Consider the following 22,878-nt stretch of genomic DNA (forward strand, 5'->3'; position numbering starts at 1 on the left):
GCTTTCGGCCATGTGAAGGCCAATGTGAAGGCCAATGCGGCGGCCACTTGTCGGCTACTTGTCCACGAGGCCGAGGCTGTTCTCGTCGTAGCGCGTCCCCGCGACCGTATCGGCAGGGGCCGCCGCGTCGATCGCCGCGAGCTCATCGGCGGAGAGCTCGACGGCGAGCGCGCCCAGGTTCTCCGTGAGGTACTTCTCGCGGCGCGTGCCCGGAATCGGCACCACGTCGTCGCCGCGGTGCTGCACCCAGGCCAGGGCCAGCTGCCCCGCCGTGACGCCCTTCTCGGCGGCGAGCGCGTCCAGGGCGGTCACGATGGAAAGGTTCCGTTCGAGGTTCCCGTCGGCGAACCGCGGCTGCCCGCGCCGCATGTCGTCTTCCTGGAGGCTGTCGACGGAGGTGTACCGACCGGTCAGGAAGCCGCGCCCGAGCGGCGAGAACGGTACGACGCCGATGCCGAGCTCCCGGCAGACCGGCGCGATCTCCGCCTCCAGGTCGCGCGTCCACAGGGACCACTCGCTCTGCAGCGCCGCGATCGGGTGCACCGCGTGCGCCCGCCGGATGGTCCGCACGCTCGCCTCGGAGAGCCCGATGTGGCGTATCTTCCCGGCCTCGACGAGCTCGGCCAGCGCGCCGACGGTCTCCTCGATCGGCACGTTCTGATCGACCCGGTGCAGGTAGTACAGGTCGATGTGGTCGGTCCCGAGGCGCCGCAGCGACGCCTCGCACGCCTGGCGTACGTAGGCGGCGTCGCCCCTGATCATCGGCGGTTCACCGAGCCGGTTGGCGAAGCCGAACTTCGTGGCGACGACGGCCTGCTCGCGCCGTCCGGCAAGGGCGCGGCCGATCAGCTCTTCGTTGTGCCCCGCGCCGTAGAAGTCGGAGGTGTCGAGCAGGGTGACGCCGAGGTCGAGGGCGCGGTGGATCGTCGCGATCGACTGAGCGTCGTCCGCGGCGCCGTACGCGTGACTCATCCCCATGCAGCCGAGCCCTTGCGCGGAAACGGTCAGCCCTCCGAGACGACGGGTGGGAATGCCGGTCATGGCGGTACCTCCAGGTGGAGCCGTATGCCCTGTTCGGGGCGGACGGCTCCGACCCTAGGAGTTGGAGTCGACTCCAAGTCAAGCCATGCTGCCGGGCGTTGAGGTGGTCACTTCCCGTCCGCCGCCGCGTAGAGCGCCGCCACGTCGAGCTTCTTCATGCCGAGCATGGCCGCCATGGCGCGCTGCGCCCGCCCTTGGTCGGGGTCGGACATGAGCTTGCCCATGGCGGAGGGGACGACCTGCCAGGAGAGCCCGAACTTGTCCTTGAGCCAGCCGCACGGGCCTTCCTCGCCGCCCTCGGAGAGCTTCGTCCAGTAGTGGTCGACCTCTTCCTGGTCGGCGCAGTCGATCGTGAAGGAGATCGCCTCGTCGAAGGTGAACTGGGGGCCGCCGTTGAGCACCAGGTACGGCCGGCCGTCGAGCTCGAACTCGACGGTCATCACGGTCCCGGCGGGCCGAGGCCCGGCCTCGCCGAAGTGGGAGACGTTGGTGATCTTCGAGTTCGGGAAGACCGAGACGTAGAACTCGGCGGCGTCCTCGCCCTGCGTGTCGAACCAGAGGGTGGGCGTGATCCGGGGCATGACTCTCTCCTGTCGTCGGCGGAGCGCTTGTCTGTGTGCCTGTCTGTCTGTGTGCCTGCTGTCTGTACTGACCCCTTCTCCCGCGGAAACTCATCGGGCTTCTCCCGCACAGACTCATCGTGTGACGCGGGGCTTCAGATCGCCCTGTTTGACCTTGACACGGTGACAAGGTCTTCACTGCTCGCCGAGGAGGTGGTCTCGATGACGACCACAACGCAGGACGCGGACGCGCTACGAGTACTTCACGCGCTGGAGGACGGCCGTTCGTCGGTGCGGCTGCGAGCTGCTCTGGCGGTCGGCACGGCGCCCGACCCGCGCTTCGTCGACAAGCTCGTCGAGCGATGCGCGATCGAGCCCGAGTTCTTCGTCCGTGACACGCTGACCTGGGCGCTCACCCGCCATCCGGTGTCCATGACGCTGCCGGTCCTGCTCCGCGAGGTCCGCTCGGAGCGTCCGCAGGCCCGGAGTCAGGCGCTGCACACACTGTCCAAGATCGGGGACCGGCGGGCGTGGCCGGCGATCACCCGGACGCTGCTGTCCGACACCGACGACGAGGTGGCCCGGAGCGCCTGGCGGGCCGCGGTCGTGCTCGTGCCGGACGGCGAGGAGCCCGCGTTGGCCACGGTCCTCGCGACGCAGCTCGGGCGCGGTGAGCGGGAGACGCAGCTGAGTCTCAGCCGGGCCCTTGTCGCGCTGGGTGAGGTGATCGTGCCCGCCCTGCGTGCCGCGGCGACGGCCCCTGACCCGGCGTTGCGCACGCACGCGCTCGCCACGGAACAGCTGCTGCACGACCCGGACGCCGGATTCGAGTGCGCGATCGAGGAGGCGAAGCGCGTGGTGGCCCTCGGCGGATCCGGTCAAGGGGGACGATAGGAGGGGAGGAGGGACGACGGAACGTGTTGATCGGTGAGGTGGCGCGACGGTCCGGGGTCAGTGCCCGCATGCTCCGGCATTACGAGTCGCTCGGCCTGGTGCGGCCGTCAGGCCGTACGGGCTCCGGCTATCGGGAGTACTCCGGGCAGGACATCCGGCGGATCTTCCATGTGGAGAGCCTGCGGTCGCTGGGTCTTTCGCTGCGTGAGATCGGGCGCGCGCTCGACGACCCCGGCTTCACCCCCTCGGCGCTCGTCGACGACCTCATCCTCCAGACGCGCGAACGCGTCGCGGCCGAGACCGAGCTGCTCACGCGGCTGCGCCGGATCGATGCCGCGGACCCCGCGGGATGGGAGGACGTCCTCCAGGTCGTCTCGCTGCTCCAGGCCCTCGGCTCGAAGAGTCCCGATGCCCGCCAGCGCGCGGCCCTCTCCTCGGTCGACGAGGTTCCGGTGCCGGTGGAGGCCCTGGTCGAGGCGGCACTCGGTGAGACGGAGCCGAACGTGGCCGGGGCCCTTCGCTGGGCCCTTGCGCGGTCGGGCGGCGAGGGCGGCCCGGCCCTGCTCGCGCGGGGTCTGGGATCACCGGTGGCCGCGGTGCGGGAGCGTGCCGTTCAGTCTCTCGCCGAGCTGCCCGGCGACGAGGCCGCCGCGCGGCTGCGGGACGCCCTCGGGAACTCCGACGCCGTGGTCCGGGGGCACGCGGCTCTGGCGCTCGGGGCGCGCGGTGCGGCCGATGTGGTCCCGACGCTCATCGACATGATCGTGGAGGGAAGGAACGACACCGATGCGGCCGACGTACTGAGCGTGCTGGCGAGCGGCGCCTCGGAGGCGGATTGCGCGGAGGCGGATCCTGCGATGGCGGATCGTGCGGAGGTAGATCCCGCGGTGGCAGATCCCGTGGTGGCGGACCGGATCGCGAACGGGCTCGTCGACCGCCTCGCCCACGACGCCACCGGGGCGCCCGCACGCGGACGGCTGACCCAGGCGCTCGCGGGCATCCCGGGGGCGAGGACGTCGCGTGCGCTCGTGGAGCTGACGCACGACGAGGACCGTGCCGTCGCGCTGACCGCGACGTACCTGCTGCGGCTGCGCGAGCCGTCCTGACCGCCCCCGACTGTCATTGCATAAAACTGCGGCTTTGCGTATAGTCATGCTCTCCAAGAGGAGGGTTCCATGGCGGTACGTGCAGCAGTGGCAGGAGCGAGTGGGTACGCGGGCGGTGAATTGTTGCGCCTGCTGCTCGTCCACCCCGAGGTGGAGATCGGCGCCCTGACCGGCAACTCGAACGCGGGCCAGCGCCTGGGCGCGCTGCAGCCGCATCTGATGCCGCTCGCCGACCGGGTCCTGGAGCCGACCACCGCCGAGGTCCTCGCCGGTCACGATGTCGTCTTCCTCGCCCTGCCCCACGGGCAGTCCGCCGCCGTCGCCGAGCAGCTCGGCCCGGACGTCCTCGTCGTCGACATGGGCGCCGACTTCCGGCTGAAGGACGCGGCCGACTGGGAGAAGTTCTACGGCAGCGAGCACGCCGGGACCTGGCCCTACGGCCTGCCCGAACTGCCGGGCGCCCGTGCGGCCCTCGAAGGGTCCCGGCGCATCGCGGTGCCCGGCTGCTATCCGACGGCCGTCTCACTCGCGCTCTTTCCCGCGTACGCCGCCGGGCTCGCCGAGGCCGAAGCGGTCATCGTCGCCGCTTCCGGGACCTCGGGAGCGGGCAAGGCGGCCAAGCCGCACCTGCTCGGCTCCGAGGTCATGGGCTCCATGTCGCCGTACGGCGTCGGCGGTGTGCACCGGCACACCCCGGAGATGATCCAGAACCTCTCCGCCGCCGCGGGCACCCCCGTCACCGTCTCCTTCACGCCCACCCTCGCCCCGATGCCGCGCGGCATCCTCGCCACGTGCACCGCGAAGGCGACGGAGGGCGTCACGGCGGAGTCCGTGCGGGCGGTCTACGAGAAGGCCTTCGCCGACGAACCGTTCGTGCACCTGCTCCCCGAGGGGCAGTGGCCCGCGACCGCCGCCGTGTACGGCTCGAACGCCGTGCAGATCCAGGTCGCGTACGACCAGGCGGCGGGGCGAATCATCGTGATCAGCGCCATCGACAACCTCGCCAAGGGCACCGCCGGCGGCGCGGTGCAGAGCATGAACATCGCCCTCGGCCTCGACGAGGCCACCGGGCTGACTACGATCGGAGTCGCGCCGTGAGTGTGACGGCAGCTAAGGGATTCACGGCGGCGGGCATCGCCGCCGGGATCAAGGAGAACGGCAACCCGGACCTGGCCCTCGTGGTCAACACCGGGCCCCGCCTGGCCGCCGCGGGCGTCTTCACCTCCAACCGCGTCAAGGCCGCCCCCGTCCTCTGGTCGGAGCAGGTGGTCAAGGGCGGTCTCGTCTCGGCCGTCGTCCTCAACTCCGGTGGCGCCAACGCCTGTACGGGGCCGCAGGGCTTCCAGGACACGCACGCGACCGCGGAGAAGGTCGCCGAGACGCTCGACCTGAACGCGGGCGAGGTCGCCGTGGCGTCGACGGGGCTCATCGGCGTCACGCTTCCCATGGACAAACTCCTGCCGGGTGTCGAGAGCGCGGCGGGTGAACTCTCCGCGCACGGCGGCGAGAAGGCCGCCATCGCCATCAAGACCACCGACAGCGTGCACAAGACGGCCGTGGTCACCCAGGACGGCTGGACGGTCGGCGGCATGGCGAAGGGCGCGGGCATGCTCGCCCCCGGGCTCGCCACGATGCTCGTCGTCCTCACCACGGACGCCGACCTCGAAGCCGGTGTCCTGGACAAGGCGCTGCGGGACGCCACGAAGGTCACCTTCGACCGGGTCGACTCCGACGGCTGCATGTCGACGAACGACACGGTGCTGCTCCTCGCCTCCGGCGCGTCTCACGTCACCCCGGAGTACGCCGAGTTCGCCGAAGCCGTCCGCACCGTCTGCGACGACCTCGCCCGCCAGCTCATCGGCGACGCCGAGGGCGCGAGCAAGGACATCCGGATCGAGGTCGTCAACGCCGCTTCCGAGGACGACGCCGTGGAGGTGGGCCGCTCCATCGCCCGCAACAACCTCCTCAAGTGCGCCATCCACGGCGAGGACCCCAACTGGGGCCGGGTGCTCTCCGCCATCGGCACGACGAAGGCCGCCTTCGAGCCCGACCAGTTGAACGTCGCCATCAACGGCGTCTGGGTCTGCAAGAACGGCAGCGTGGGCGAGGACCGCGACCTCGTCGACATGCGCTACCGGGAGGTCAAGATCACTGCGGACCTGGCGGCCGGTACCGCCGATCCGGTCGTGATCTGGGCCAACGACCTCACCGCCGACTACGTCCACGAGAACAGCGCGTACTCCTCATGAGCGGTGACACGACCAGCGACACGACCAGCAGTACGAGCGGCAATCCGACAGCGCGCAAGCACACCGCGCTCCCCAAGGCGCAGATCCTCATCGAGGCGCTGCCCTGGCTGACCAGGCACCGCGGCAAGACCGTCGTCATCAAGTTCGGCGGCAACGCCATGGTCGACGAGGAGCTGAAGGCCGCCTTCGCCCAGGACGTCGTCTTCCTGCACCACGCGGGCCTGCGGCCCGTCGTCGTGCACGGCGGCGGACCGCAGATCAGCGCGGCCCTCGACCGGCACGGCATCGTCAGCGAGTTCAAGGCGGGCCTGCGGGTCACGACCGAGGACGCCATGGACGTCGTACGCATGGTTCTCGCGGGACAGGTCCAGCGCGAGCTCGTCGGCCTGCTCAACCAGCACGGCCCGCTCGCCGTCGGCCTCACCGGCGAGGACGCGCACACCATCACCGCCACCAAGCACCAGCCCCGCATCGAGGGCGAGTTGGTCGACATCGGCCGGGTCGGCGAGATCACCGAGATCGACACCGGCGCCATCGAGGCCCTGCTCGCGGACGGCCGCATCCCGGTCGTCTCCTCGATCGCCCGCTCCCAGGACGACGGACATGTCTACAACGTCAATGCTGATACGGCGGCTGCGGCACTCGCTGCGGCCCTTGATGCCGAAACGCTCATGGTCCTCACGGACGTCGAGGGCCTTTACGAGGACTGGCCCCACAGCGACGAGGTGATCAGCCGCCTGACCGCGAAGGAACTGGAGAAGCTCCTTCCCGAGCTGGCCAGCGGCATGGTCCCCAAGATGGAGGGCTGTCTGCACGCCGTACGCAACGGCGTCGAGACGGCCCGTGTGATCGACGGACGGGTCCAGCACTCGATCCTGCTCGAGATCTTCACCGACGAGGGCATCGGCACGATGGTCGTGCCGGACGCGCCCGACAACCGGACAGAGGGGGCGGTGGCATGACCGGCAACGAGGAGTTGACCCGGCGCTGGCAGGACGCGCTGATGGACAACTACGGCACCCCCAGGCTGCCCCTCGTCCGCGGCGCGGGCAGCAAGCTGTGGGACGCCGACGGAAAGGAGTACGTCGACTTCGTCGGCGGCATCGCGGTCAACGCGCTCGGCCACGCCCACCCGGCGATCGTCGAGGCGGTCAGCACCCAGATCGCATCCCTCGGCCACGTGTCGAACCTCTTCATCGCCGAGCCGCCGGTCGCGCTCGCCGAACGGCTGCTCCAGCTCTTCGGGCGCGCGGGCCGGGTGTACTTCTGCAACTCCGGCGCGGAGGCCAACGAGGGCGCCTTCAAGATCGGCCGCCTGACCGGGCGTTCGCACATGGTCGCCACGGACGGCGGCTTCCACGGCAGGACCATGGGGGCGCTCGCGCTCACCGGCCAGCCCGGCAAGCAGGAGCCGTTCCTGCCGCTGCCCGGTGACGTCACACACGTTCCGTACGGCGATGTCGAGGCCCTGCGCGCGGCGGTCACCGAAGAGACGGCCCTCGTCGTCATCGAGCCCATCCAGGGCGAGAACGGCGTCGTCGTGCCGCCCGCGGGCTATCTGAAGGCGGCCCGGGAGATCACAGCGGCCACCGGAACCCTCCTCGTCCTCGACGAGGTGCAGACCGGAGTCGGCCGCACCGGACATTGGTTCGAGTACCTCGCACACGAGGGCGTGCGGCCCGACGTCGTCACGCTCGCGAAGGGCCTGGGCGGCGGCCTTCCGCTCGGCGCCACGGTCGTGTTCGGCGCGGCGGCCGAGCTCCTCAAGCCCGGTCACCACGGAACGACGTTCGGCGGGAACCCCGTGGCCTGCGCCGCGGGACTCGCGGTGCTCGACACGATCGAGGCCGACGGACTCCTGGAGAACGTGAAGCGGGCGGGCGAGAAACTGCGCGACGGAATCGAGTCACTCGGACACCCCCTCGTGGGCCATGTCCGGGGTGCGGGCCTGCTGCTGGGTATCGTGCTCACCGAGCCGCTCGCGCCCCAGGCGCAGCAGGCGGCTCAGGATGCCGGCTTCCTGGTCAACGTGCCCGCCCCCGATGTCGTACGGCTGATGCCGCCGCTGAACGTGCGCGACGACGAGGTGGACGCGTTCCTCCGGGCCCTGTCCGGCGTGCTTGACCGGGCCACCGCGGCGGGCGGGGACGGACGATCCGGAGAATGAGACGACGATGAGTCAGGCGCAAGGCAACGAGCACGTGGAACACCCGGATCACGCCGGGCCCGCCGTGCCGCAGACCCGCACCGCACGCCACCGCCGGATCGTGGACATCCTCAACCGGCAGCCCGTGCGCTCCCAGAGCCAGCTGGCGAAGCTGCTCGCCGACGACGGCCTCACGGTCACGCAGGCGACGCTCTCGCGGGACCTCGACGAGCTGAACGCCGTGAAGATCCGCAACGCCGAGGGCGATCTCATCTACGCGGTGCCGAGCGAGGGCGGCTTCCGCACGCCGCGTGCGCCCCTCGGCGAGTCCGCCAAGGAGGAGCGGATGCGGCGCCTCTCCGCGGAGCTCCTCATCTCCGCGGAGGCCTCGGCCAACCTGGTCGTCCTGCGGACGCCGCCGGGGGCCGCGCAGTTCCTCGCCTCGGCGATCGACCAGGCGGAGCTGCACGACATCATCGGGACCATCGCGGGGGACGACACGCTGATGCTGATCAGCCGGGAGGCTACCGGGGGACAGGCGTTGGCGGACCATCTGCTGCGCTTGGCATCGAACGAGCATTAGCAGGCCCCTGGGCCCTGCGCGCCGTTGATCACCGGCTCCGCCGAGTTCGTCCTCAGCCGCCGGACAGGTTGAATGCTCTCGGCCGGGCTGGATGGTTCCAGCCCGGCCGGCGTTCGAGGCCATCCAGCAGGAGAGCCCCGCAGGGACGGCCCTTACCCCAGCACCCCGCCCAGCGGATCATCCCCCAGGAACGCGACCAGCTCCGCCGACCCCGGCGCCGTGGCCGGCCCCCGGCGCGTCACCGCGTACGCCGCCGCCGCGTTCGCGCCCCGCGCCGCCGTGAGGGGATCAAGGCCTCGCCCCAACAGGGCGAGGAACGCGCCCACATGCGCGTCCCCGGCGCCATTGCTGTCCACAGCGTCCACGGCGAAGCCGGGCACGTGCGAGACCTTGTCCGAGCCCGGCGCGGCCAGCCAACAGCCGTCCTTGTCGGCCCGCACAAGCACCCCCGCCCCCGGCGCGAGCCGCCCGCGCAGGGCGGCGGCGGCAGCACGCGGCTCGGAGTGACCGCTCATCAGGCGGGCCTCACGCGCATTGCAGCTCAGCCAGTCCGTCCGGGCGAGCACCGGCTCCAGGACGGCGGCGGGGATGTCCGCGACCAGCGGCCCCGGGTCGAAGCAGACCCGGACGTCACCCGGCAGCGCTGCCGCGAACGCCGAAAGGAGCGGACCGTTGACCTCCATCACGAGGCTGTACCCGGACAGCTGAACGGTGTCGCCCGGCCGCAGCGCCCCCGCGACGGCAGCCGTCTCCGCCGCCGTCATCCGCGCGTCCACGCCGAAGCTGGTCACGAACGTCCGCTCGCCCCCGGCATCGACCAGCGCCACACAGAACCCCGTGTCCCCGTCCGTACGCACCGGATGCAGGGTCGCGATGCCCTCGTCGGCGAGGGAACGGCGGACGAGATCTCCGTAGGGGCCGGTCCCGTGAAGGCCCGCGTACACCGCGTCGGCCCCCAGGCGCCGCGCCGCCGTCAGCGCGTTGAAGCCGCCGCCCGCGTACAGCTCCGTACGGGAGCCGATCACGTCGCCGCCCCGCTCGGGCAGCGCGGGGACCTCGATGACGAGGTCGGCGATGACGTTCCCCGCGAGGACGAGGCGGGGGGAAGACGATGGAGTGGCGTGGGCGTTCATCGGACGGACTCCTCAAGTGCGGGGGAGGAAGCAGCGGTTGTCGTCGGACCGCGTCGGCCGAAGACGGCGTACACCGCCGCGCCCACCCCTATCGAGACCGCCCAGCCCAGGCCGTTGACGCCCGGCCAGGTGTCGGCGAGCGGCCCGGAGAACCACACGTCGTCCGCGCCGGTCCCGGCGGTCGTGAAGAGGAACCCCGACACGATCGCCGCCACCCAGGCGAGCACGGCGGGCAGGCGGAAGCCGCCGGTGTACCAGTAGCCGCTGGTCCGCGAGGTGTTCATCAGGGCGTCGGAGTCGTAGTCGCGGCCCCGCATCATGTCGACCGCGATCACGCCGATCCAGGCGGAGATCGGCACGGCGAGCAGCGTGAGGAAGGTGGAGAACGGGCCGTAGAAGTCGTCCGCGATCAGCATGAAGTAGATGCCGCCGAGGAACATCAGCACGATGTCGATGACCACGGCCCAGGCCCGCGGCACCCGCAGACCCAGCGTGATCATGGTGAGGCCCGCGGAGTACGTCGACAGGTGGTTCGACATCAGCAGGCCGCCGAAGGCCGCGATCAGATACGGGATCGCCATCCAGGACGGCAGCATCGCGTTGATCGCGGAGACCGGGTCGGACGAGGTGGCGAGCGAGGGGTCGCCCGCCGTGAGCAGCGAACCCAGCGAGATGAGCAGGACGAGCGGGATGCCCGCGCCGAAGGCGGACGCGGTGACCAGGCGGCGCCCCGGGATCGAACGCGGGAGGTAACGGGCGTAGTCCGCACCGGCGTTGGCCCAGCCGATGCCCGTGCCCGCGGCGATGAAGCCGATGCCCGCGATGACGCCGCTGCTCGGGCCCGCCGGGGTTTCGAGGACCTTCGACCAGTCGACGGTCGCGACCAGGAAGCCCATCACGATCAGGTTCAGGACACCGAAAAGGACTGTCGCCCACTTGTTGATCCACATGATCGTGGCGTGCCCGAGGCCGCTGATCAGCAGCGTGCAGGCGATGAACACCAGCAGGCACAGGACGGTCAGGAAGGAGTTCTGGTCGACGTCGAAGGCCACCCCGAGGAGGGCGAGCAGCGCGTACGCCGCCGTGGTCGTCGTGATCGTCTCCCAGCCGACCCGGCTCAGCCAGGAGACCAGTGTCGGCCCCGCGTTGCCGCGCTGCCCGAACACCGCGCGGGAGAGCGTGAGGGCGGGTGCGCCGCCCCTCTTGCCCGCCAGGCTCAACGCTCCCACCAGCGCGAACGAGCCGAACGCACCGACGATCGCGACCAGCGCGGCCTGCCAGATGTTCAGTCCGCGAAAGGCGACGAGCGTCGCGCCGAGCGGCAGCCCCAGGATCGAGATGTTGGCGGCGAACCAGGTCCAGAACATCTGGCCCGCATGGCCATGACGCTCACTGTCGGGGACCGGCTCGATCCCTCGGGTCTCTACGGTGCCGACCGACACGTTCTTCGTCGAAGCGGTCATGACGGGACCTCCTTGCGCGATACGTGGAGCAGGGACAGGGGGGGGCAGGGGGAGGAGGGGCTAGCGGTGGGTGAGCAACTGGGCCGTCAGCGGCTCGAGTTCGAGGCTGTTGACCGTACGAAGGGTCTGTACGGCGTCGGCGGGCAGACCCGAGAGGCCGTGCACCGACCCGGCGACCGCGCCCGCGATCGCGCCGATGGTGTCGCTGTCGCCGCCGAGGTTCGCGGCGAGCAGGGTGCTGCGCCAGGGGTCCCCGCCGGTCAGGGCGAGCACGGCGAACGCGGCGGGCACCGACTCCTGGCTGGCGACGCTGGTGCCGATGAGGGCGACGACGCGGTCCAGGGCCGTGGCCTCGTCCAGGCCGTCCACCAGCTCGCGGGCCCAGGAGATCCGGGCGGAGATGTCGGCTCCGGCGATCCAGTTGCCGCGCCGGGCTCCGGCCTCGGCCGCCGCGATCGCGGCCTGGAAGACCTCGTCGAGCGTGCCGCCCGCGACGCCCGTGCTCACCGCCGCCGCGACGGCCGCGGCGCCCGCGATGCCGACGTTCGTGTCATGGGTGACCTGGCAGGACTCCACGACCCGGTCGAGGAAGTCCGGAAGGGGATCGGCGGCGAAGGCGATGCCGACCGGGGTGACGCGCATCGCGGCGCCGTTGGTGGTGCCGTACCTGCCCGCTTCCTTGGGGTCGGTGCCGCCCGCGACGGCGTCCAGGGCGGCCTTGGTGGAGGGGCCGAGCAGGTCGAAGGAGCCCTTGGCCTTCATCTCCCGCTCCCAGGACAGGAGCGCGTCGGCGAACCGCTTCGGGGCGATGTGCCCGCCGCCCTCGACGAGCAGCCGCGCCACGATGACCGCCTGGTCGGTGTCGTCGGTGACGGCGCCGGCGGGCATGCCCGCGCTCACCGGGTTGTCGGACCTGGAGGCCTCGAATCCGGTGACGGTGCCGTAGACCCGTACGACGTCCTCGCGGGACATGATCTGGGTCGGCATGCCCAGGGCGTCGCCGAGCGCGAGTCCGTAGAACGCGCCGAGTGCGCGGTCGAGAAGGGCGGGGGGTGCTGTGGTCATCAGTGGCCTCCTCGGCCGGTACGTACGTGCAGTTGGAACCGGGTCGGGTCGAGCAGGCTCGTGACCTGCTCCACTACGTCCCCATCGGCATCGCGGAAGACCTGGGAGAGCCGGATGAACGGCTCGCCCGAGGAGCGGTGGAGCAGTCCCGCGTCCTCCTCGTCCAGGCCACAGACCGTGATGTGGGCGTCGCTCGACGCGGCGACGTGTCCCGCGGCGAGCAGGGTCCGGTTCAGGGAGCCGCCTTCGAGGCCGCGCTCGGGCAGGTCGGCGAGGGCGGGCACGGCAGGGACGCGACTGCGCTCCAGTGAGACGCCGCCGCCGTCGGGCAGTCGCCTGACGCGGTCGAGAGCGATGAAGTGCGGGTCTGTCAGGCCGAGTTCGGTGGCGAGCTCCGGGTCGGCGATCCGCTCGAAGCGGAGGACGTCCGTGGAGAGCTCGGTGCCCTGGTCGGCGAGCGCCCGGGTCCAGCCGAGCTTCTGGTCGAGCGGGGTGCCGTCGAAGGTGACGAGCGAACCGATGCCCGCGTGCGTCTCGATGAGGCCTTGCTCGCCGAGCACGCTCAGCGCCTGGCGCACGGTGGTGCGACTGACCCCGAACCGCTCCCGCAGGGCGTGCTCGCCGGGGAGGCGGCTGCCGTCGGCGTGGACCCCGGCGCGGATCTCGTCGGCCAGTACGTGCGCGACGCGATGATGTTTATGAACCTGTCCAGGCATGTCTAGAAGGTAAGCGGAGCTGATCCGTCCCGTCTACGGTTTCCGGCAGATTATTTGCTCAGGGAACGTTTGCGGGTGCTGTGTGCGCTGTGGGCGCTGCGGCGGGGGCCCCGTCAAGCCCGGAGTCAGGCCGGGCATCAGGCCCGGAACCAAGCCCGGAATCAGGCCTGGGACCAAGCCCGACACCGGGCCCCGAATCAAGCCCCGAATCAGGCCTGCACAGCCTGCTTCTCGGCGCGCCGCGCCCGGTGGGACATCCAGGCGGCGACCAAGGCCCCCGAGACGTTGTGCCACACGGAGAACACGGCGGCGGGCAGCGCGGCAAGGGGGCTGAAGTGGGCCGTGGCGAGCGACGCCGCGAGCCCCGAGTTCTGCATACCGACCTCGAAGGCCATGGCGCGCGAGGCGGGCGGGCCGAGCCGGGCCAGCTTGCCCGCGCCGTAGCCGAGCGCCAGGCCGAGGCCGTTGTGAAGGACGACCGCGACGAACACGAGCAGGGCGGCCGACTTGATGGCCGCGGCGCTGCCCGCGACCACGACGGCCACGATGACGGCGATGGTCAGGGCGGAGAGCCACGGCAGGGCGCTGAGGACGCGCTTGATGTAGCGCCCGAACAGCAGGCGTACGACGAGTCCGGCGAGGACCGGGAGCAGCACGGTCTTGAGGATGTCCGTGACCATCGAGCCCGCGTCCACGGGCAGGTACTCGCCCGCGAGGAGCAGCGTGAGCGGCGGCGTGATGAGCGGCGCGAGCACGGTGGAGACGGTGGCCACCGAGACGGACAGGGCTACGTCGCCGCGTGCCAGGTAGGTCACGACGTTGGACGCGGTCCCGCTGGGCGCGCAGCCGACGAGGATCACGCCGGCGGCGAGCTGGGGCGAGAGCCCGAGCGCGTGGGCGATCAGCCAGCCGAGCCCCGGCATGATCACGTAGTGCGCGACAAGCCCGAGCGCGACGGCCCAGGGCCGCTTGACGACGCCCTGGAAGTCGAGCGGGGTCATGGTGAGCCCCATGCAGAACATCACGAGACCCAGGAGGTACGGGACGTTCGTGCCCCAGTCCTTGAAGGCGTCCGGCGCGAGCAGGCCGAGCGCGCCCGCGACGAGTACGAGGACGGGGAAGACCGTGACGGCGAGGCGGGCCGCCTTGTCGCCGCTCTCCGTTGAACTGGGGGTCGTCTGTTCGGTTTGCACCCGGCGATGCAACGCCGCCGTGCGGCGCGGACGCAACCCCGTCTCGATATGTGGTCGCTACACCGAGCCGCTCGGGACGGGGTGGCTCAGTACCGCGTGTCAGTACCGCGTGAGGGCGGTGGGCCCCGACTCCGTCCCGATCGCCATGTGCGGCCGCCGCCCCCGCTCGGCCCACCGCAGGATCCGCCCCATCGCGTCGCGCGGCACGGACACGCAGCCCGCCGTCGCCCCGTCCCCGTTGACGTGCAGGAAGATCCCCGCGCCGCGCCCCCGTACCGGGCGGTCGTAGTTGAAGCCGATCACCAGGGCGTGCGCGTACTGGGGGTCGTAGGTGATGAGGTGTTCGGACTCGGCGGCGCGGCAGTCGCCGGGCCGTGGCTGGGTCCAGCGGTTGTAGGCGCGGGACTTGTTGTCCTGGCACCACCAGGAGTCCTTCGTGACGTGGCGGTAGGAGTAGTCCGTACCGGACGGCTTCGCCGCGATGCCGAAGGCGTACGGAAGGCGGAAGAGCCCGGTGGGCGTCGTGTTCGTCCCCTGTTTGCGGGAGCCGCCCTCGGCAAGCCCCTTCGCGCCGAACCGCGCTCCCGATGACCCGGACTTCACCCACCGCCCGCCGCGCCGGTCCCACCATGTGACCGTGCCGCTGGTGGAGCCGGTGCGCGCGGCCCGCGCGGTGATGAGCTGGGTGCCGCCGCCCGTGTCGGCCATGCGCTCCGGCAGCGGGGTGTCCGCTTCGGGGGCCGCGCCGAGGGTGCCGGTGACGGCGAGGAGGAGGGCGGCGGCGGACGCGAGGGCGGCGGCACGGGGGCGCATGGCTCAGACCGTACTGGGCGGCAAGGGCAACGGCAGCCCGGGCAGGCCGTCGATGCTCTGTGCGATGTACTCCTTCTTGGTGAAGTACTCGCTCAGCGACGCGTCGTCCTCGCGCGCGAAGCGCCTGCCGTGCAGGTCGCGGTCCTCGTCGTACGACATGAAGGGGACCGCGTATCCGCAGCTGTCACGGACGAGTTCGGCCGTCACGACGATGATCGCGCGCAGGCCGTGCTGGGTCGGGTCGATGCGGGGGAAGTGCCCGAGCAGTTCGGCCCAGCGCGGGTCGTCGCGGAAGACGGGTTCGCCGCGGCCGTGCACCCGGACGATGTTCGGCGGGCCCTGGAAGGCGCACCACATCAGGGTGATGCGGCCGTTCTCGCGCAGGTGCGCGACCGTCTCCGAGGTGCTGCCCGCGAAGTCCAGATAGGCCACGGTGTGTTCGTCGACGACGGCGAACGAGCCGGTGAGGCCTTTGGGGGAGAGATTGACCGTGCCGTCGCCGGAGAGGGGCGCGGTCGCGGTGAAGAAGAGAGGCTGGGCCTCGATGAACGAGCGGAGTCTGCCGTCAATGCGTTCGTAAGTCTTTCCCATGTCTAAGGATTATTCGTCAGAGGTCCTTCGCCTGTCTAACGATTTGGCGCGACGGCTTGGTGTGACAACGGCTTGGCGCGACGACTCGCGCCGCGGCCGGGCGGACCGTGGATGGATTGACGAAACATACAGAGCACTGCATACTCATGCATGACGGCGAATGCAGGGTGCAGGGTTAAGGAGCACGTGAAGTGAGCAGCAACAACGGCGGTGACGTCCGGCTCTGGGGCGGTCGGTTCGCGGACGGTCCGGCAGAGGCCCTGGCCAAGCTGTCGGCATCGGTCCACTTCGACTGGCGCCTCGCCCCGTACGACATCGCCGGTTCCCGCGCCCACGCGCGCGTGCTCCACAAGGCGGGGCTGCTCACCGAGGACGAGCTGACCCGCATGCTGGCCGGGCTCGACCAGCTCGAAGCCGATGTGGCGTCGGGCGCGATCGTCGGCACCATCGCCGACGAGGACGTGCACACGGCCCTGGAGCGCGGCCTTCTTGAGCGGGTCGGCCCGGACCTCGGCGGCAAGCTGCGCGCAGGACGCTCGCGCAACGACCAGGTGGCCACGCTCTTCCGGATGTACCTGCGGGACCACGCCCGGATCATCGGCGGCCTCATCGCCGACCTCCAGGGCGCGCTCGTCGGCCTGGCCGAGGCGCACCCGGACGTCGCGATGCCGGGGCGCACGCACCTCCAGCACGCCCAGCCCGTGCTCTTCGCGCACCATGTCCTCGCGCACGTCCAGCCCCTCGCCCGGGACGCGGAACGCCTGCGGCAGTGGGACGAGCGCACGGCCGTCTCGCCGTACGGCTCGGGCGCACTCGCGGGATCTTCTCTCGGCCTGGACCCGGAGGCCGTCGCCGCCGACCTCGGCTTCGAGCACGGCTCGGCGGCCAACTCCATCGACGGAACGGCATCCCGTGACTTCGCGGCGGAGTTCGCCTTCATCACCGCGATGATCGGCGTGAATCTCTCCCGGATCGCCGAGGAGATCATCATCTGGAACACGAAGGAGTTCTCCTTCGTCACCCTCCACGACGCCTTCTCGACCGGCTCGTCGATCATGCCGCAGAAGAAGAACCCGGACATCGCCGAGCTGGCGCGCGGCAAGTCGGGGCGCCTCATCGGCAACCTGACGGGTCTGATGTCGACGCTGAAGGCGCTCCCGCTCGCGTACAACCGCGACCTCCAGGAGGACAAGGAGCCGGTCTTCGACGCCTGCGACCAGCTGGAGGTCCTGCTCCCCGCGTTCACCGGCATGATGGCGACGCTCACCGTGCACCGCGAGCGCATGGAGGAGCTGGCCCCGGCCGGGTTCTCGCTCGCCACGGACATCGCCGAGTGGCTGGTCAAGCAGGGCGTGCCGTTCCGTGTCGCGCACGAGGTCGCGGGCGGTTGCGTCAAGGAGTGCGAGGCGCACGGCATCGAGCTCGACGAGCTCACGGACGAGCAGTTCGCCAAGATCTCCGAGCACCTCACCCCCGAGGTCAGGACCGTCCTGAACGTCCCCGGCGCCCTCGCGTCCCGCAACGGCCGCGGCGGCACCGCCCCCTCGGCCGTCGCCGCCCAGCTCGCCGAGGTCAAGGCCGATCTGACGGTTCAGCAGGAGTGGGCCGCGGCGCGTAAGTGACGCCCGGGCGGCACGTGCCGCTTTGACGTGGGCATCGCGGGTTACGTTGGTCGTTCTTCCGCAAGGAGCCGAAGGAGCCGACCGAACGGAGCCCGCGATGCCTTTCTCGCGCCTGGCCGCAGCGACCACCCCCACCGCCCACATCGGGTTCGGCCTCGCCGCCGTCGGCAGGCCCGGCTACATCACGCTCGGCCGTGATGCCGACCTGCCGCCGTCGCGCAGTGTCGAGGCCCTGCGCGAGCGCACCCTCGAACTCCTCGACGCCGCCTACGCCCTCGGCGTGCGGTACATCGACGTGGCGCGCTCCTACGGCCGCTCGGAGGAGTTCCTCGCCGACTGGCTGAACGCCAGGCCCGACGTCCGTGACGTCGTGATCGGCAGCAAGTGGGGCTATACCTACACGGCCGACTGGAACGCCGACGCCGCGCCCCCGCACGAGGTCAAGGACCACAGCCTCGCCGCGTACGTCCGTCAGCGCGAGGAGAGCGCCGAACTGCTCGGCGAGCGGCTCGACCTCTACCAGATCCACTCGGTGACGCCTCGCAGCCCCGCCCTCACCGACAAGGAACTGCACGCGAAACTGGCCGAGTCGGCGGCCGACGGCATGAGCGTCGGGCTCTCCGTCAGCGGCCCGGAGCAGGCGGACACGATCCGCGCCGCCCTCGCGGTGACCGTCGACGGCGAGCCGCTCTTCCGTACCGTCCAGGCCACGTACAACGCCCTGGAGACCTCGGCGGGCCCCGCGCTCGCCGAGGCCCATGACGCGGGGCTCACCGTGCTGGTCAAGGAAGCCATGGCCAACGGCCGCCTCGCCGACCCGCACGCCCCCGCCGCCCTGCGCGAGATCGCCGGGGCGACCGGGTTCGGCAGCGACGCGATCGCCCTCGCCCTCGTCCTCCGTCAGCCGTGGGCGGGCGTGGTCCTCTCCGGCGCCGCCACCTCGGTCCAGCTCGTGTCGAACCTGCACGCGGCGGCCGTCGATCTCGACGCGGAGCAGGTGGAGCGCCTCGCGGGGCTCGCCGAGGAGCCGGTCGCGTACTGGGAGCGGCGCGGCCAGCTGCCCTGGCACTGAGGAACCCTCCGGACGCCCTCCGGGTGACCGTCGCGCGTATCTTGTGAGACAAATATGTCTCACAAGGTCTATAGTTGTCTCATGTCAGTCGATCGAGACCAGGTGCTGCGCAGTGCCGCGGCGCTCCTCACTCGCAAAGGGTCCGCCACGATGGACGAGGTGGCGCGCGCGGCGGGGATCAGTCGTGCCACCCTGCACCGCCATTTCGCGGGGCGCGACGCTCTCGTACGGGCCCTGGAAGAGCTCGGCATCCAGGAGTGCGAGGCCGCCCTGGAGGCGGCCAGGCTCGGCGACGACAGCGCCGAGGAGGCGCTGCGCCGCCTGGTGAAGGAACTCCAGCCGGCCGCGGGCCTGCTCGCGTTCCTCGTCACCGAGAACCAGCTCTTCGAGGAGGGCGCGCAGCACGAGGGCTGGACCCGGCTCGACGACGTCATGGGCGCGCTCTTCCGCCGGGGCCAGGAGAGCGGCGAGTTCCGCATCGACCTCAGCGCCGTCTGGCTCACGGAGGCGCTGTACGGACTCATCGGCGCGGGCGCCTGGGCCGTCCTCGACGGCCGCGTGGCCGCCAAGGACTTCACACACATGATCGCCGAGCTGCTGATCGGCGGAGCACGACGGAGAGTGGAACCATGACCAGCATCGAACAGCGGACCGCGTCGACGGAGGTCGAGCGCAGCCCCGGCCGCTGGCTCGCACTCGCCGTGCTGGTCCTCGCCGTGCTGCTCGTCGCCGTGGACGCGACGGTGCTCGGCCTGGCCACGCCGTACATCAGCGAGGATCTGAAGCCGACCGGCACACAGCTGCTGTGGATCGGCGACGTGTACTCGTTCGTCATCGCCGGTCTGCTCGTCTCCATGGGCAGTCTCGGTGACCGCATCGGCCGCAAGAAGCTCCTGCTGATAGGCGCCGTCGCCTTCGGCGGAGTCTCGGTGCTCAACGCCTACGCGACCACCCCCGAGCTCCTCATGCTCGCCCGGGCGCTGCTCGGTGTCGCGGGCGCGACGCTGATGCCGTCCACGCTCGCGCTGATCCGGAACATCTTCCACGACCCGCGCGAGCGCAGCCTCGCGGTCGGCATCTGGGGCGCGATGGCGTCCGCGGGCGCGGCCGTCGGTCCTGTCGTCGGCGGATTCCTGCTCGAACACTTCTGGTGGGGCTCGGTCTTCCTGATCAACCTGCCGGTGATGGCGGTCCTGGTCGTCGTCGGCATCAAGTTCCTGCCCGAGTCGAAGAATCCGGCGCCGGGCCCCTGGGACCTGATCAGCGTCGTGCTCTCGCTCATCGGCATGATCGCCGTCGTGTACGCCATCAAGGAGGCGGCGGCGCACGGCATCCGCTGGGACGTCGGAGCGGCGGGCGTGCTGGGCGTGGCGGCGCTCACCTGGTTCGTACGGCGCCAGCTCACGCTGCCGGCGCCCCTCCTGGACATGCGGCTCTTCCGCAACCGGGGGTTCTCCGGGGCCGTGCTCGCCGATCTCCTCACGGTGCTCGGGCTCTCGGGCCTGGTCTTCTTCCTCTCCCAGTTCCTGCAGCTGGTCCAGGGGCGTCGGCCCTTCGAGGCGGGCCTGGCCGAGCTGCCCGCCGCCGTGGGTGCTGTGGCGGCCGGCCTGATCGCGGGCGTGGTCGCGCGGCGGTTCTCGGTCCGCGCGGTGGTCGCCGGTGGTCTCGCGGCGGTGGGACTCGCCCTCGCGGCACTCACCACGCTGAGCCAGAGCACCGGCTACCCGCTCCTGGGAGCCTCGCTCCTGGTCGTCGGCATCGGTGCGGGATTCTCGTTCACGGTGACCGCCGACGTCATCCTCTCCAGCGTGCCCAAGGAGCAGGCGGGCGCCGCGTCCGCGGTCTCCGAGACGGCGTACGAACTGGGCGCGGCACTCGGCATCGCCCTGCTCGGCTCCATCGTGACCGGCGTCTACCGCGGCTTCACCGCCCCGGCGGGCACCCCGCCGGACGTGGCGGCGGCCGCGCACGAATCACTCGGCGGCGCCGTGGAGTCGACGGCGGGCCTCCCCGCCCACGAGTCCCAGGCCCTGCTCACCTCGGCCCAGGACGCCTTCGTCGACGGCCTGCGCCTCGCGGCGGGCGTGGGCGCGGGGGTGCTCCTCGCCACTGCCGTGGCGGCGTGGTTCCTCCTGAAGGGCTCCAAGCTGGAGGACGGTATCGAGCACTGATGCCCCGCGGCGCGTGAGCTTCGCGTCTGCGGGCGCGTCGTGGCTGGTCGCGCAGTTCCCCGCGCCCCTTCGGGGCGCTGCCGAGCACGACGAAGGGCCGGACCCCCGTGGGGGTCCGGCCCTTTCGCACGTCTTCGTGCCGTCAGGCTGCTTTCGCCTTGGTGGCGTACATGTCCACGTACTCCTGGCCGGACAGCTGCATGACCTCCGTCATGACGGAGTCCGTCACCGCCCGCAGGACATAGCGGTCGCGGTCCATGCCCTCGTACCGCGAGAACTCCATCGGCTCACCGAAGCGCACCGTGACGCGGCCCGGGCGCGGGAGGCCCTTGCCGCCGGGCTGGAGCTTGTCCGTGCCGATCATCGCGAAGGGGACGACGGGCGCGCCGGTCATCAGGGTCAGCCGGGCGATGCCGGTACGGCCGCGGTACAGGCGGCCGTCGGGGGAGCGGGTGCCTTCGGGGTAGATGCCGAAGAGCTTGCCCTCCTCCAGGACGCGCCGCCCCGTCATCAGGGCGGCGACACCGCCGTGGCCGCCGTCGCGGTCCACGGGGATCATGCCGGAGCCGGTGAAGAACCACGCCATCAGGCGGCCCTTGAGCCCCTTGCCCGTGACGTACTCGTCCTTGCCGATGAAGAACACCGGACGCGGGCAGACGAGAGGCATGATCATCGAGTCGATGAACGTGAGGTGGTTCCCGGCCATGATGACCGGACCGGTGCCCGGAATGTTCTCGGCGCCTTCCACCCGAGGGCGGAACATCAGACGCAAGATCGGTCCGAGCACAGCCTTGATGAGCGCGAGACGGGACAACGGGCCCTCCGGTGTCAACGGGTTGACGACGAGTATGTGCAGGTGAGGACGATACTCGCGGGTCCCCGCTCACCGCACATCGGGTTCACGCACTTGATACGCAGAGTTGACGTGCGGGTGCGTGGTGTCACGCTCGAACCGCCCTCCCTGTGACGACGTTATCCCTGTGTGCCGCGTGTGGCGCGCGCTAGTGGCCCTTGTCACGCACCGCGGTCACGCGCTGCCACCGTGTTCGGCGGCCGTCGGCGCCGGGCCTCAGACGGGCCGCGCCGGACCGGATCCCACCGAACGGACCCCGCCCCGCACACCAGTCGCCATCCGGCGTCACCCTTCCGTTCGGTCCAGGGTCTCCCTTCCGCCACGTGCGGCCACCTACGATCGTGCCGCTTTGTCAGGTGCAAGGCAGCACATCGGGAGGAGCGCTCAATGGCTACGCAGAAGTCCAGGCAGTCGGGGTCGGGGGAGCGGCGCCCGGGGCGGCGCGCACTGCTGGGAGCGGCCGTACTGGGGGCGAGCACGGCCGTCGTGGGACTGCCCGGCGTGGCGCGGGCCGACGCGAAGCACGGGCATGGGCACGGGGGATACAAGGACCTGCCGGTGCCCACGATCGTCGCGCACCGCGGCACCAGCGGCTACCGGCCCGAGCACACGCTCGGTTCGTACCAGCTCGCCCTCGACATGGGCGCGCACGTCATCGAGCAGGACGTCGTGCCCACCAAGGACGGCCATCTCGTATGCCGTCACGAGAACGACATCACCGCGACGACGGACGTCGCCGCGCACTCCGAGTTCGCGTCCCGCAAGACCACCAAGTCCGTGGACGGCGTCTCGCTCACCGGCTGGTTCACCGAGGACTTCACGCTCGCCGAGCTGAAGACGCTGCGCGCCAAGGAGCGCATCCCCGGCACCCGTCAGCACAACACCCTCTACGACGGCCGCTGGGAGGTGCCCACCCTGGAAGAGGTCTTCCAGTGGGCGGAGAAGCAGGGCCGGGCGCACGGCAAGCGGATCTGGCTGCACATCGAGACCAAGCACCCCACGTACTTCCGCAAGCTGGGCCTCGGCCTCGAGGAGCCGCTCGCCAAGCTGCTCCGCAAGTACGGACGGCACAAGAAGAACTCGCCGAACTTCCTGCAGTCCTTCGAGCCGAGCAGCCTCCAGCGCCTGAGCAAGCTGGTCGGCCCGCCGCGCGTGGTGCTCCTGTCCACCGCGAACTCCCGCCCCTGGGACTTCGTCGATGCGGGCGACCCGCGCACCGTCGCCGACCTCATCAAGCCCGATGGCCTGGAGTGGATGGCGTCGTTCGCGCAGGGCATCGGCCCCACGCTCGACCTGATCATCCCGAAGAAGTCGGACGGCAGCCTGGGCACCCCGTCCACCCTGGTCAAGGACGCGCACAAGGCGGGCCTGATCCTGCACCCCTACACGATGCGCAACGAGAACACCTTCCTGCCCACGAACTTCAGGAAGGGCACCGACCCGAACGCCTACGGCAACGCCTTCGGAGCCTTCAAGGCGTACCTGGAGACGGGCATCGACGGTCTCTTCTCCGACAACTGCGACACCGCGCTGCTCGCCCGCGAGGACTTCCTCAAGGGCTGACACGCGTCTGACGTGCGCCGACGAACGAGGCCGCGTCAACAGCT

At 70.9% G+C, this 22,878-nt stretch carries 22 protein-coding genes; 12 read left to right on the top strand and 10 right to left on the bottom strand.

Annotated elements, in window-relative coordinates; all coding sequences use genetic code 11:
- Positions 1 to 54: 54 nt before the first annotated feature.
- Both ACZ5CR_RS08970 and ACZ5CR_RS08975 read right to left on the bottom strand, forming a co-directional pair.
- The gene (locus ACZ5CR_RS08970; protein WP_468855142.1) at positions 55 to 1,041 is read right to left on the bottom strand and encodes an aldo/keto reductase; all 987 of its coding nucleotides are present in this window, start codon (positions 1,039 to 1,041) and stop codon (positions 55 to 57) included.
- A gap of 107 nt (positions 1,042 to 1,148) precedes the next feature.
- Positions 1,149 to 1,622 (bottom strand): VOC family protein, encoded by a 474-nt coding sequence (locus ACZ5CR_RS08975; protein WP_468855145.1) that lies wholly within the window; start codon positions 1,620 to 1,622, stop codon positions 1,149 to 1,151.
- 201 nt (positions 1,623 to 1,823) lie between these two features.
- Here ACZ5CR_RS08975 and ACZ5CR_RS08980 point away from each other — a divergent pair, with 201 nt between their 5' ends.
- The 7 genes from ACZ5CR_RS08980 (at position 1,824) to ACZ5CR_RS09010 (ending at position 8,579) form a co-directional block, all read left to right on the top strand.
- The gene (locus ACZ5CR_RS08980; protein ID WP_468855148.1) at positions 1,824 to 2,495 is read left to right on the top strand and encodes a HEAT repeat domain-containing protein; all 672 of its coding nucleotides are present in this window, start codon (positions 1,824 to 1,826) and stop codon (positions 2,493 to 2,495) included.
- A 23-nt stretch (positions 2,496 to 2,518) separates the two neighbouring features.
- Positions 2,519 to 3,601, top strand: coding sequence for a MerR family transcriptional regulator (locus ACZ5CR_RS08985; protein ID WP_468855151.1), 1,083 nt, complete (start codon positions 2,519 to 2,521; stop codon positions 3,599 to 3,601).
- Positions 3,602 to 3,670: 69 nt separating this feature from the next.
- On the top strand, positions 3,671 to 4,699 hold the full coding sequence (gene argC, locus ACZ5CR_RS08990; protein WP_468855153.1) for an N-acetyl-gamma-glutamyl-phosphate reductase: 1,029 nt from the start codon (positions 3,671 to 3,673) through the stop codon (positions 4,697 to 4,699).
- Positions 4,696 to 5,850 (top strand): bifunctional glutamate N-acetyltransferase/amino-acid acetyltransferase ArgJ, encoded by a 1,155-nt coding sequence (argJ, locus tag ACZ5CR_RS08995; RefSeq protein WP_468855156.1) that lies wholly within the window; start codon positions 4,696 to 4,698, stop codon positions 5,848 to 5,850. The genes argC and argJ overlap by 4 nt, the downstream gene beginning before the upstream one ends.
- A complete protein-coding gene (argB, locus tag ACZ5CR_RS09000) occupies positions 5,847 to 6,812 on the top strand; it encodes an acetylglutamate kinase (protein WP_468855159.1) in 966 nt (321 codons plus the stop codon). Before argJ ends, argB begins: the two co-directional genes overlap by 4 nt.
- On the top strand, positions 6,809 to 8,017 hold the full coding sequence (locus ACZ5CR_RS09005) for an acetylornithine transaminase (protein WP_468855161.1): 1,209 nt from the start codon (positions 6,809 to 6,811) through the stop codon (positions 8,015 to 8,017). Before argB ends, ACZ5CR_RS09005 begins: the two co-directional genes overlap by 4 nt.
- 7 nt (positions 8,018 to 8,024) lie before the next feature.
- Positions 8,025 to 8,579 carry an arginine repressor gene (locus tag ACZ5CR_RS09010; RefSeq protein WP_389911987.1) on the top strand — a complete coding sequence of 185 codons (555 nt, stop codon included), beginning with the start codon at positions 8,025 to 8,027 and terminating at the stop codon, positions 8,577 to 8,579.
- Between the two features lie 152 nt (positions 8,580 to 8,731).
- Here the strand turns inward: ACZ5CR_RS09010 and ACZ5CR_RS09015 are convergent, their stop codons facing one another.
- From ACZ5CR_RS09015 to ACZ5CR_RS09045, 7 genes are all read right to left on the bottom strand, one after another.
- A complete protein-coding gene (locus tag ACZ5CR_RS09015; protein ID WP_468855164.1) occupies positions 8,732 to 9,712 on the bottom strand; it encodes a PfkB family carbohydrate kinase in 981 nt (326 codons plus the stop codon).
- The gene (locus ACZ5CR_RS09020) at positions 9,709 to 11,175 is read right to left on the bottom strand and encodes a purine-cytosine permease family protein (protein ID WP_468855166.1); all 1,467 of its coding nucleotides are present in this window, start codon (positions 11,173 to 11,175) and stop codon (positions 9,709 to 9,711) included. Before ACZ5CR_RS09020 ends, ACZ5CR_RS09015 begins: the two co-directional genes overlap by 4 nt.
- A gap of 60 nt (positions 11,176 to 11,235) precedes the next feature.
- Entirely contained in the window at positions 11,236 to 12,240 is a 1,005-nt protein-coding gene (locus ACZ5CR_RS09025; protein WP_468855167.1) for an ADP-ribosylglycohydrolase family protein, read from the bottom strand.
- Positions 12,240 to 12,956: a GntR family transcriptional regulator gene (locus tag ACZ5CR_RS09030; protein ID WP_468855169.1), complete on the bottom strand. Its 717-nt coding sequence runs from the start codon at positions 12,954 to 12,956 to the stop codon at positions 12,240 to 12,242. Before ACZ5CR_RS09030 ends, ACZ5CR_RS09025 begins: the two co-directional genes overlap by 1 nt.
- A 209-nt stretch (positions 12,957 to 13,165) precedes the next feature.
- A complete protein-coding gene (locus ACZ5CR_RS09035) occupies positions 13,166 to 14,149 on the bottom strand; it encodes a bile acid:sodium symporter family protein (RefSeq protein WP_468855171.1) in 984 nt (327 codons plus the stop codon).
- A gap of 99 nt (positions 14,150 to 14,248) precedes the next feature.
- Positions 14,249 to 14,962, bottom strand: a complete 714-nt coding sequence (locus ACZ5CR_RS09040; protein ID WP_468855173.1) for a L,D-transpeptidase family protein — start codon at positions 14,960 to 14,962, stop codon at positions 14,249 to 14,251.
- Between the two features lie 3 nt (positions 14,963 to 14,965).
- A complete protein-coding gene (locus ACZ5CR_RS09045) occupies positions 14,966 to 15,553 on the bottom strand; it encodes a pyridoxamine 5'-phosphate oxidase family protein (protein WP_468855176.1) in 588 nt (195 codons plus the stop codon).
- 191 nt (positions 15,554 to 15,744) lie between these two features.
- Between ACZ5CR_RS09045 and argH the strand changes: the two genes are divergently transcribed.
- From argH to ACZ5CR_RS09065, 4 genes are all read left to right on the top strand, one after another.
- Positions 15,745 to 17,175 carry an argininosuccinate lyase gene (gene argH / locus ACZ5CR_RS09050; RefSeq protein WP_468855178.1) on the top strand — a complete coding sequence of 477 codons (1,431 nt, stop codon included), beginning with the start codon at positions 15,745 to 15,747 and terminating at the stop codon, positions 17,173 to 17,175.
- A gap of 97 nt (positions 17,176 to 17,272) precedes the next feature.
- Entirely contained in the window at positions 17,273 to 18,247 is a 975-nt protein-coding gene (locus tag ACZ5CR_RS09055; RefSeq protein ID WP_468855179.1) for an aldo/keto reductase, read from the top strand.
- 81 nt (positions 18,248 to 18,328) lie between these two features.
- The gene (locus ACZ5CR_RS09060; protein ID WP_468855182.1) at positions 18,329 to 18,880 is read left to right on the top strand and encodes a TetR/AcrR family transcriptional regulator; all 552 of its coding nucleotides are present in this window, start codon (positions 18,329 to 18,331) and stop codon (positions 18,878 to 18,880) included.
- The gene (locus ACZ5CR_RS09065) at positions 18,877 to 20,418 is read left to right on the top strand and encodes an MFS transporter (RefSeq protein ID WP_468855184.1); all 1,542 of its coding nucleotides are present in this window, start codon (positions 18,877 to 18,879) and stop codon (positions 20,416 to 20,418) included. The genes ACZ5CR_RS09060 and ACZ5CR_RS09065 overlap by 4 nt, the downstream gene beginning before the upstream one ends.
- A 142-nt stretch (positions 20,419 to 20,560) precedes the next feature.
- On the opposite strand, the gene ACZ5CR_RS09070 is transcribed toward ACZ5CR_RS09065, so the two are convergent.
- Positions 20,561 to 21,181: a lysophospholipid acyltransferase family protein gene (locus ACZ5CR_RS09070; protein ID WP_237330157.1), complete on the bottom strand. Its 621-nt coding sequence runs from the start codon at positions 21,179 to 21,181 to the stop codon at positions 20,561 to 20,563.
- A gap of 477 nt (positions 21,182 to 21,658) precedes the next feature.
- On the opposite strand from ACZ5CR_RS09070, the gene ACZ5CR_RS09075 reads away from it, so the two are divergent.
- A complete protein-coding gene (locus ACZ5CR_RS09075) occupies positions 21,659 to 22,834 on the top strand; it encodes a glycerophosphodiester phosphodiesterase (protein WP_468855187.1) in 1,176 nt (391 codons plus the stop codon).
- Positions 22,835 to 22,878 lie beyond the last annotated feature (44 nt).

Source organism: Streptomyces sp. NPDC031274, from assembly GCF_055570235.1.

Excerpts from the sequence above, each read along its gene's own strand:
- ACZ5CR_RS08970 (WP_468855142.1), bottom strand. The coding sequence starts at position 1,041 with ATGACCGGCATTCCCACCCGTCGTCTCGGAGGGCTGACCGTTTCCGCG.
- ACZ5CR_RS08975 (WP_468855145.1), bottom strand. The coding sequence starts at position 1,622 with ATGCCCCGGATCACGCCCACCCTCTGGTTCGACACGCAGGGCGAGGAC.
- ACZ5CR_RS08980 (WP_468855148.1), top strand. The coding sequence starts at position 1,824 with ATGACGACCACAACGCAGGACGCGGACGCGCTACGAGTACTTCACGCG.
- argC (WP_468855153.1), top strand. The coding sequence starts at position 3,671 with ATGGCGGTACGTGCAGCAGTGGCAGGAGCGAGTGGGTACGCGGGCGGT.
- argB (WP_468855159.1), top strand. The coding sequence starts at position 5,847 with ATGAGCGGTGACACGACCAGCGACACGACCAGCAGTACGAGCGGCAAT.
- ACZ5CR_RS09005 (WP_468855161.1), top strand. The coding sequence starts at position 6,809 with ATGACCGGCAACGAGGAGTTGACCCGGCGCTGGCAGGACGCGCTGATG.
- ACZ5CR_RS09010 (WP_389911987.1), top strand. The coding sequence starts at position 8,025 with ATGAGTCAGGCGCAAGGCAACGAGCACGTGGAACACCCGGATCACGCC.
- ACZ5CR_RS09015 (WP_468855164.1), bottom strand. The coding sequence starts at position 9,712 with ATGAACGCCCACGCCACTCCATCGTCTTCCCCCCGCCTCGTCCTCGCG.
- ACZ5CR_RS09020 (WP_468855166.1), bottom strand. The coding sequence starts at position 11,175 with ATGACCGCTTCGACGAAGAACGTGTCGGTCGGCACCGTAGAGACCCGA.
- ACZ5CR_RS09025 (WP_468855167.1), bottom strand. The coding sequence starts at position 12,240 with ATGACCACAGCACCCCCCGCCCTTCTCGACCGCGCACTCGGCGCGTTC.
- ACZ5CR_RS09030 (WP_468855169.1), bottom strand. The coding sequence starts at position 12,956 with ATGCCTGGACAGGTTCATAAACATCATCGCGTCGCGCACGTACTGGCC.
- ACZ5CR_RS09040 (WP_468855173.1), bottom strand. The coding sequence starts at position 14,962 with ATGCGCCCCCGTGCCGCCGCCCTCGCGTCCGCCGCCGCCCTCCTCCTC.
- ACZ5CR_RS09045 (WP_468855176.1), bottom strand. The coding sequence starts at position 15,553 with ATGGGAAAGACTTACGAACGCATTGACGGCAGACTCCGCTCGTTCATC.
- ACZ5CR_RS09055 (WP_468855179.1), top strand. The coding sequence starts at position 17,273 with ATGCCTTTCTCGCGCCTGGCCGCAGCGACCACCCCCACCGCCCACATC.
- ACZ5CR_RS09060 (WP_468855182.1), top strand. The coding sequence starts at position 18,329 with ATGTCAGTCGATCGAGACCAGGTGCTGCGCAGTGCCGCGGCGCTCCTC.
- ACZ5CR_RS09065 (WP_468855184.1), top strand. The coding sequence starts at position 18,877 with ATGACCAGCATCGAACAGCGGACCGCGTCGACGGAGGTCGAGCGCAGC.
- ACZ5CR_RS09070 (WP_237330157.1), bottom strand. The coding sequence starts at position 21,181 with ATGTTCCGCCCTCGGGTGGAAGGCGCCGAGAACATTCCGGGCACCGGT.
- ACZ5CR_RS09075 (WP_468855187.1), top strand. The coding sequence starts at position 21,659 with ATGGCTACGCAGAAGTCCAGGCAGTCGGGGTCGGGGGAGCGGCGCCCG.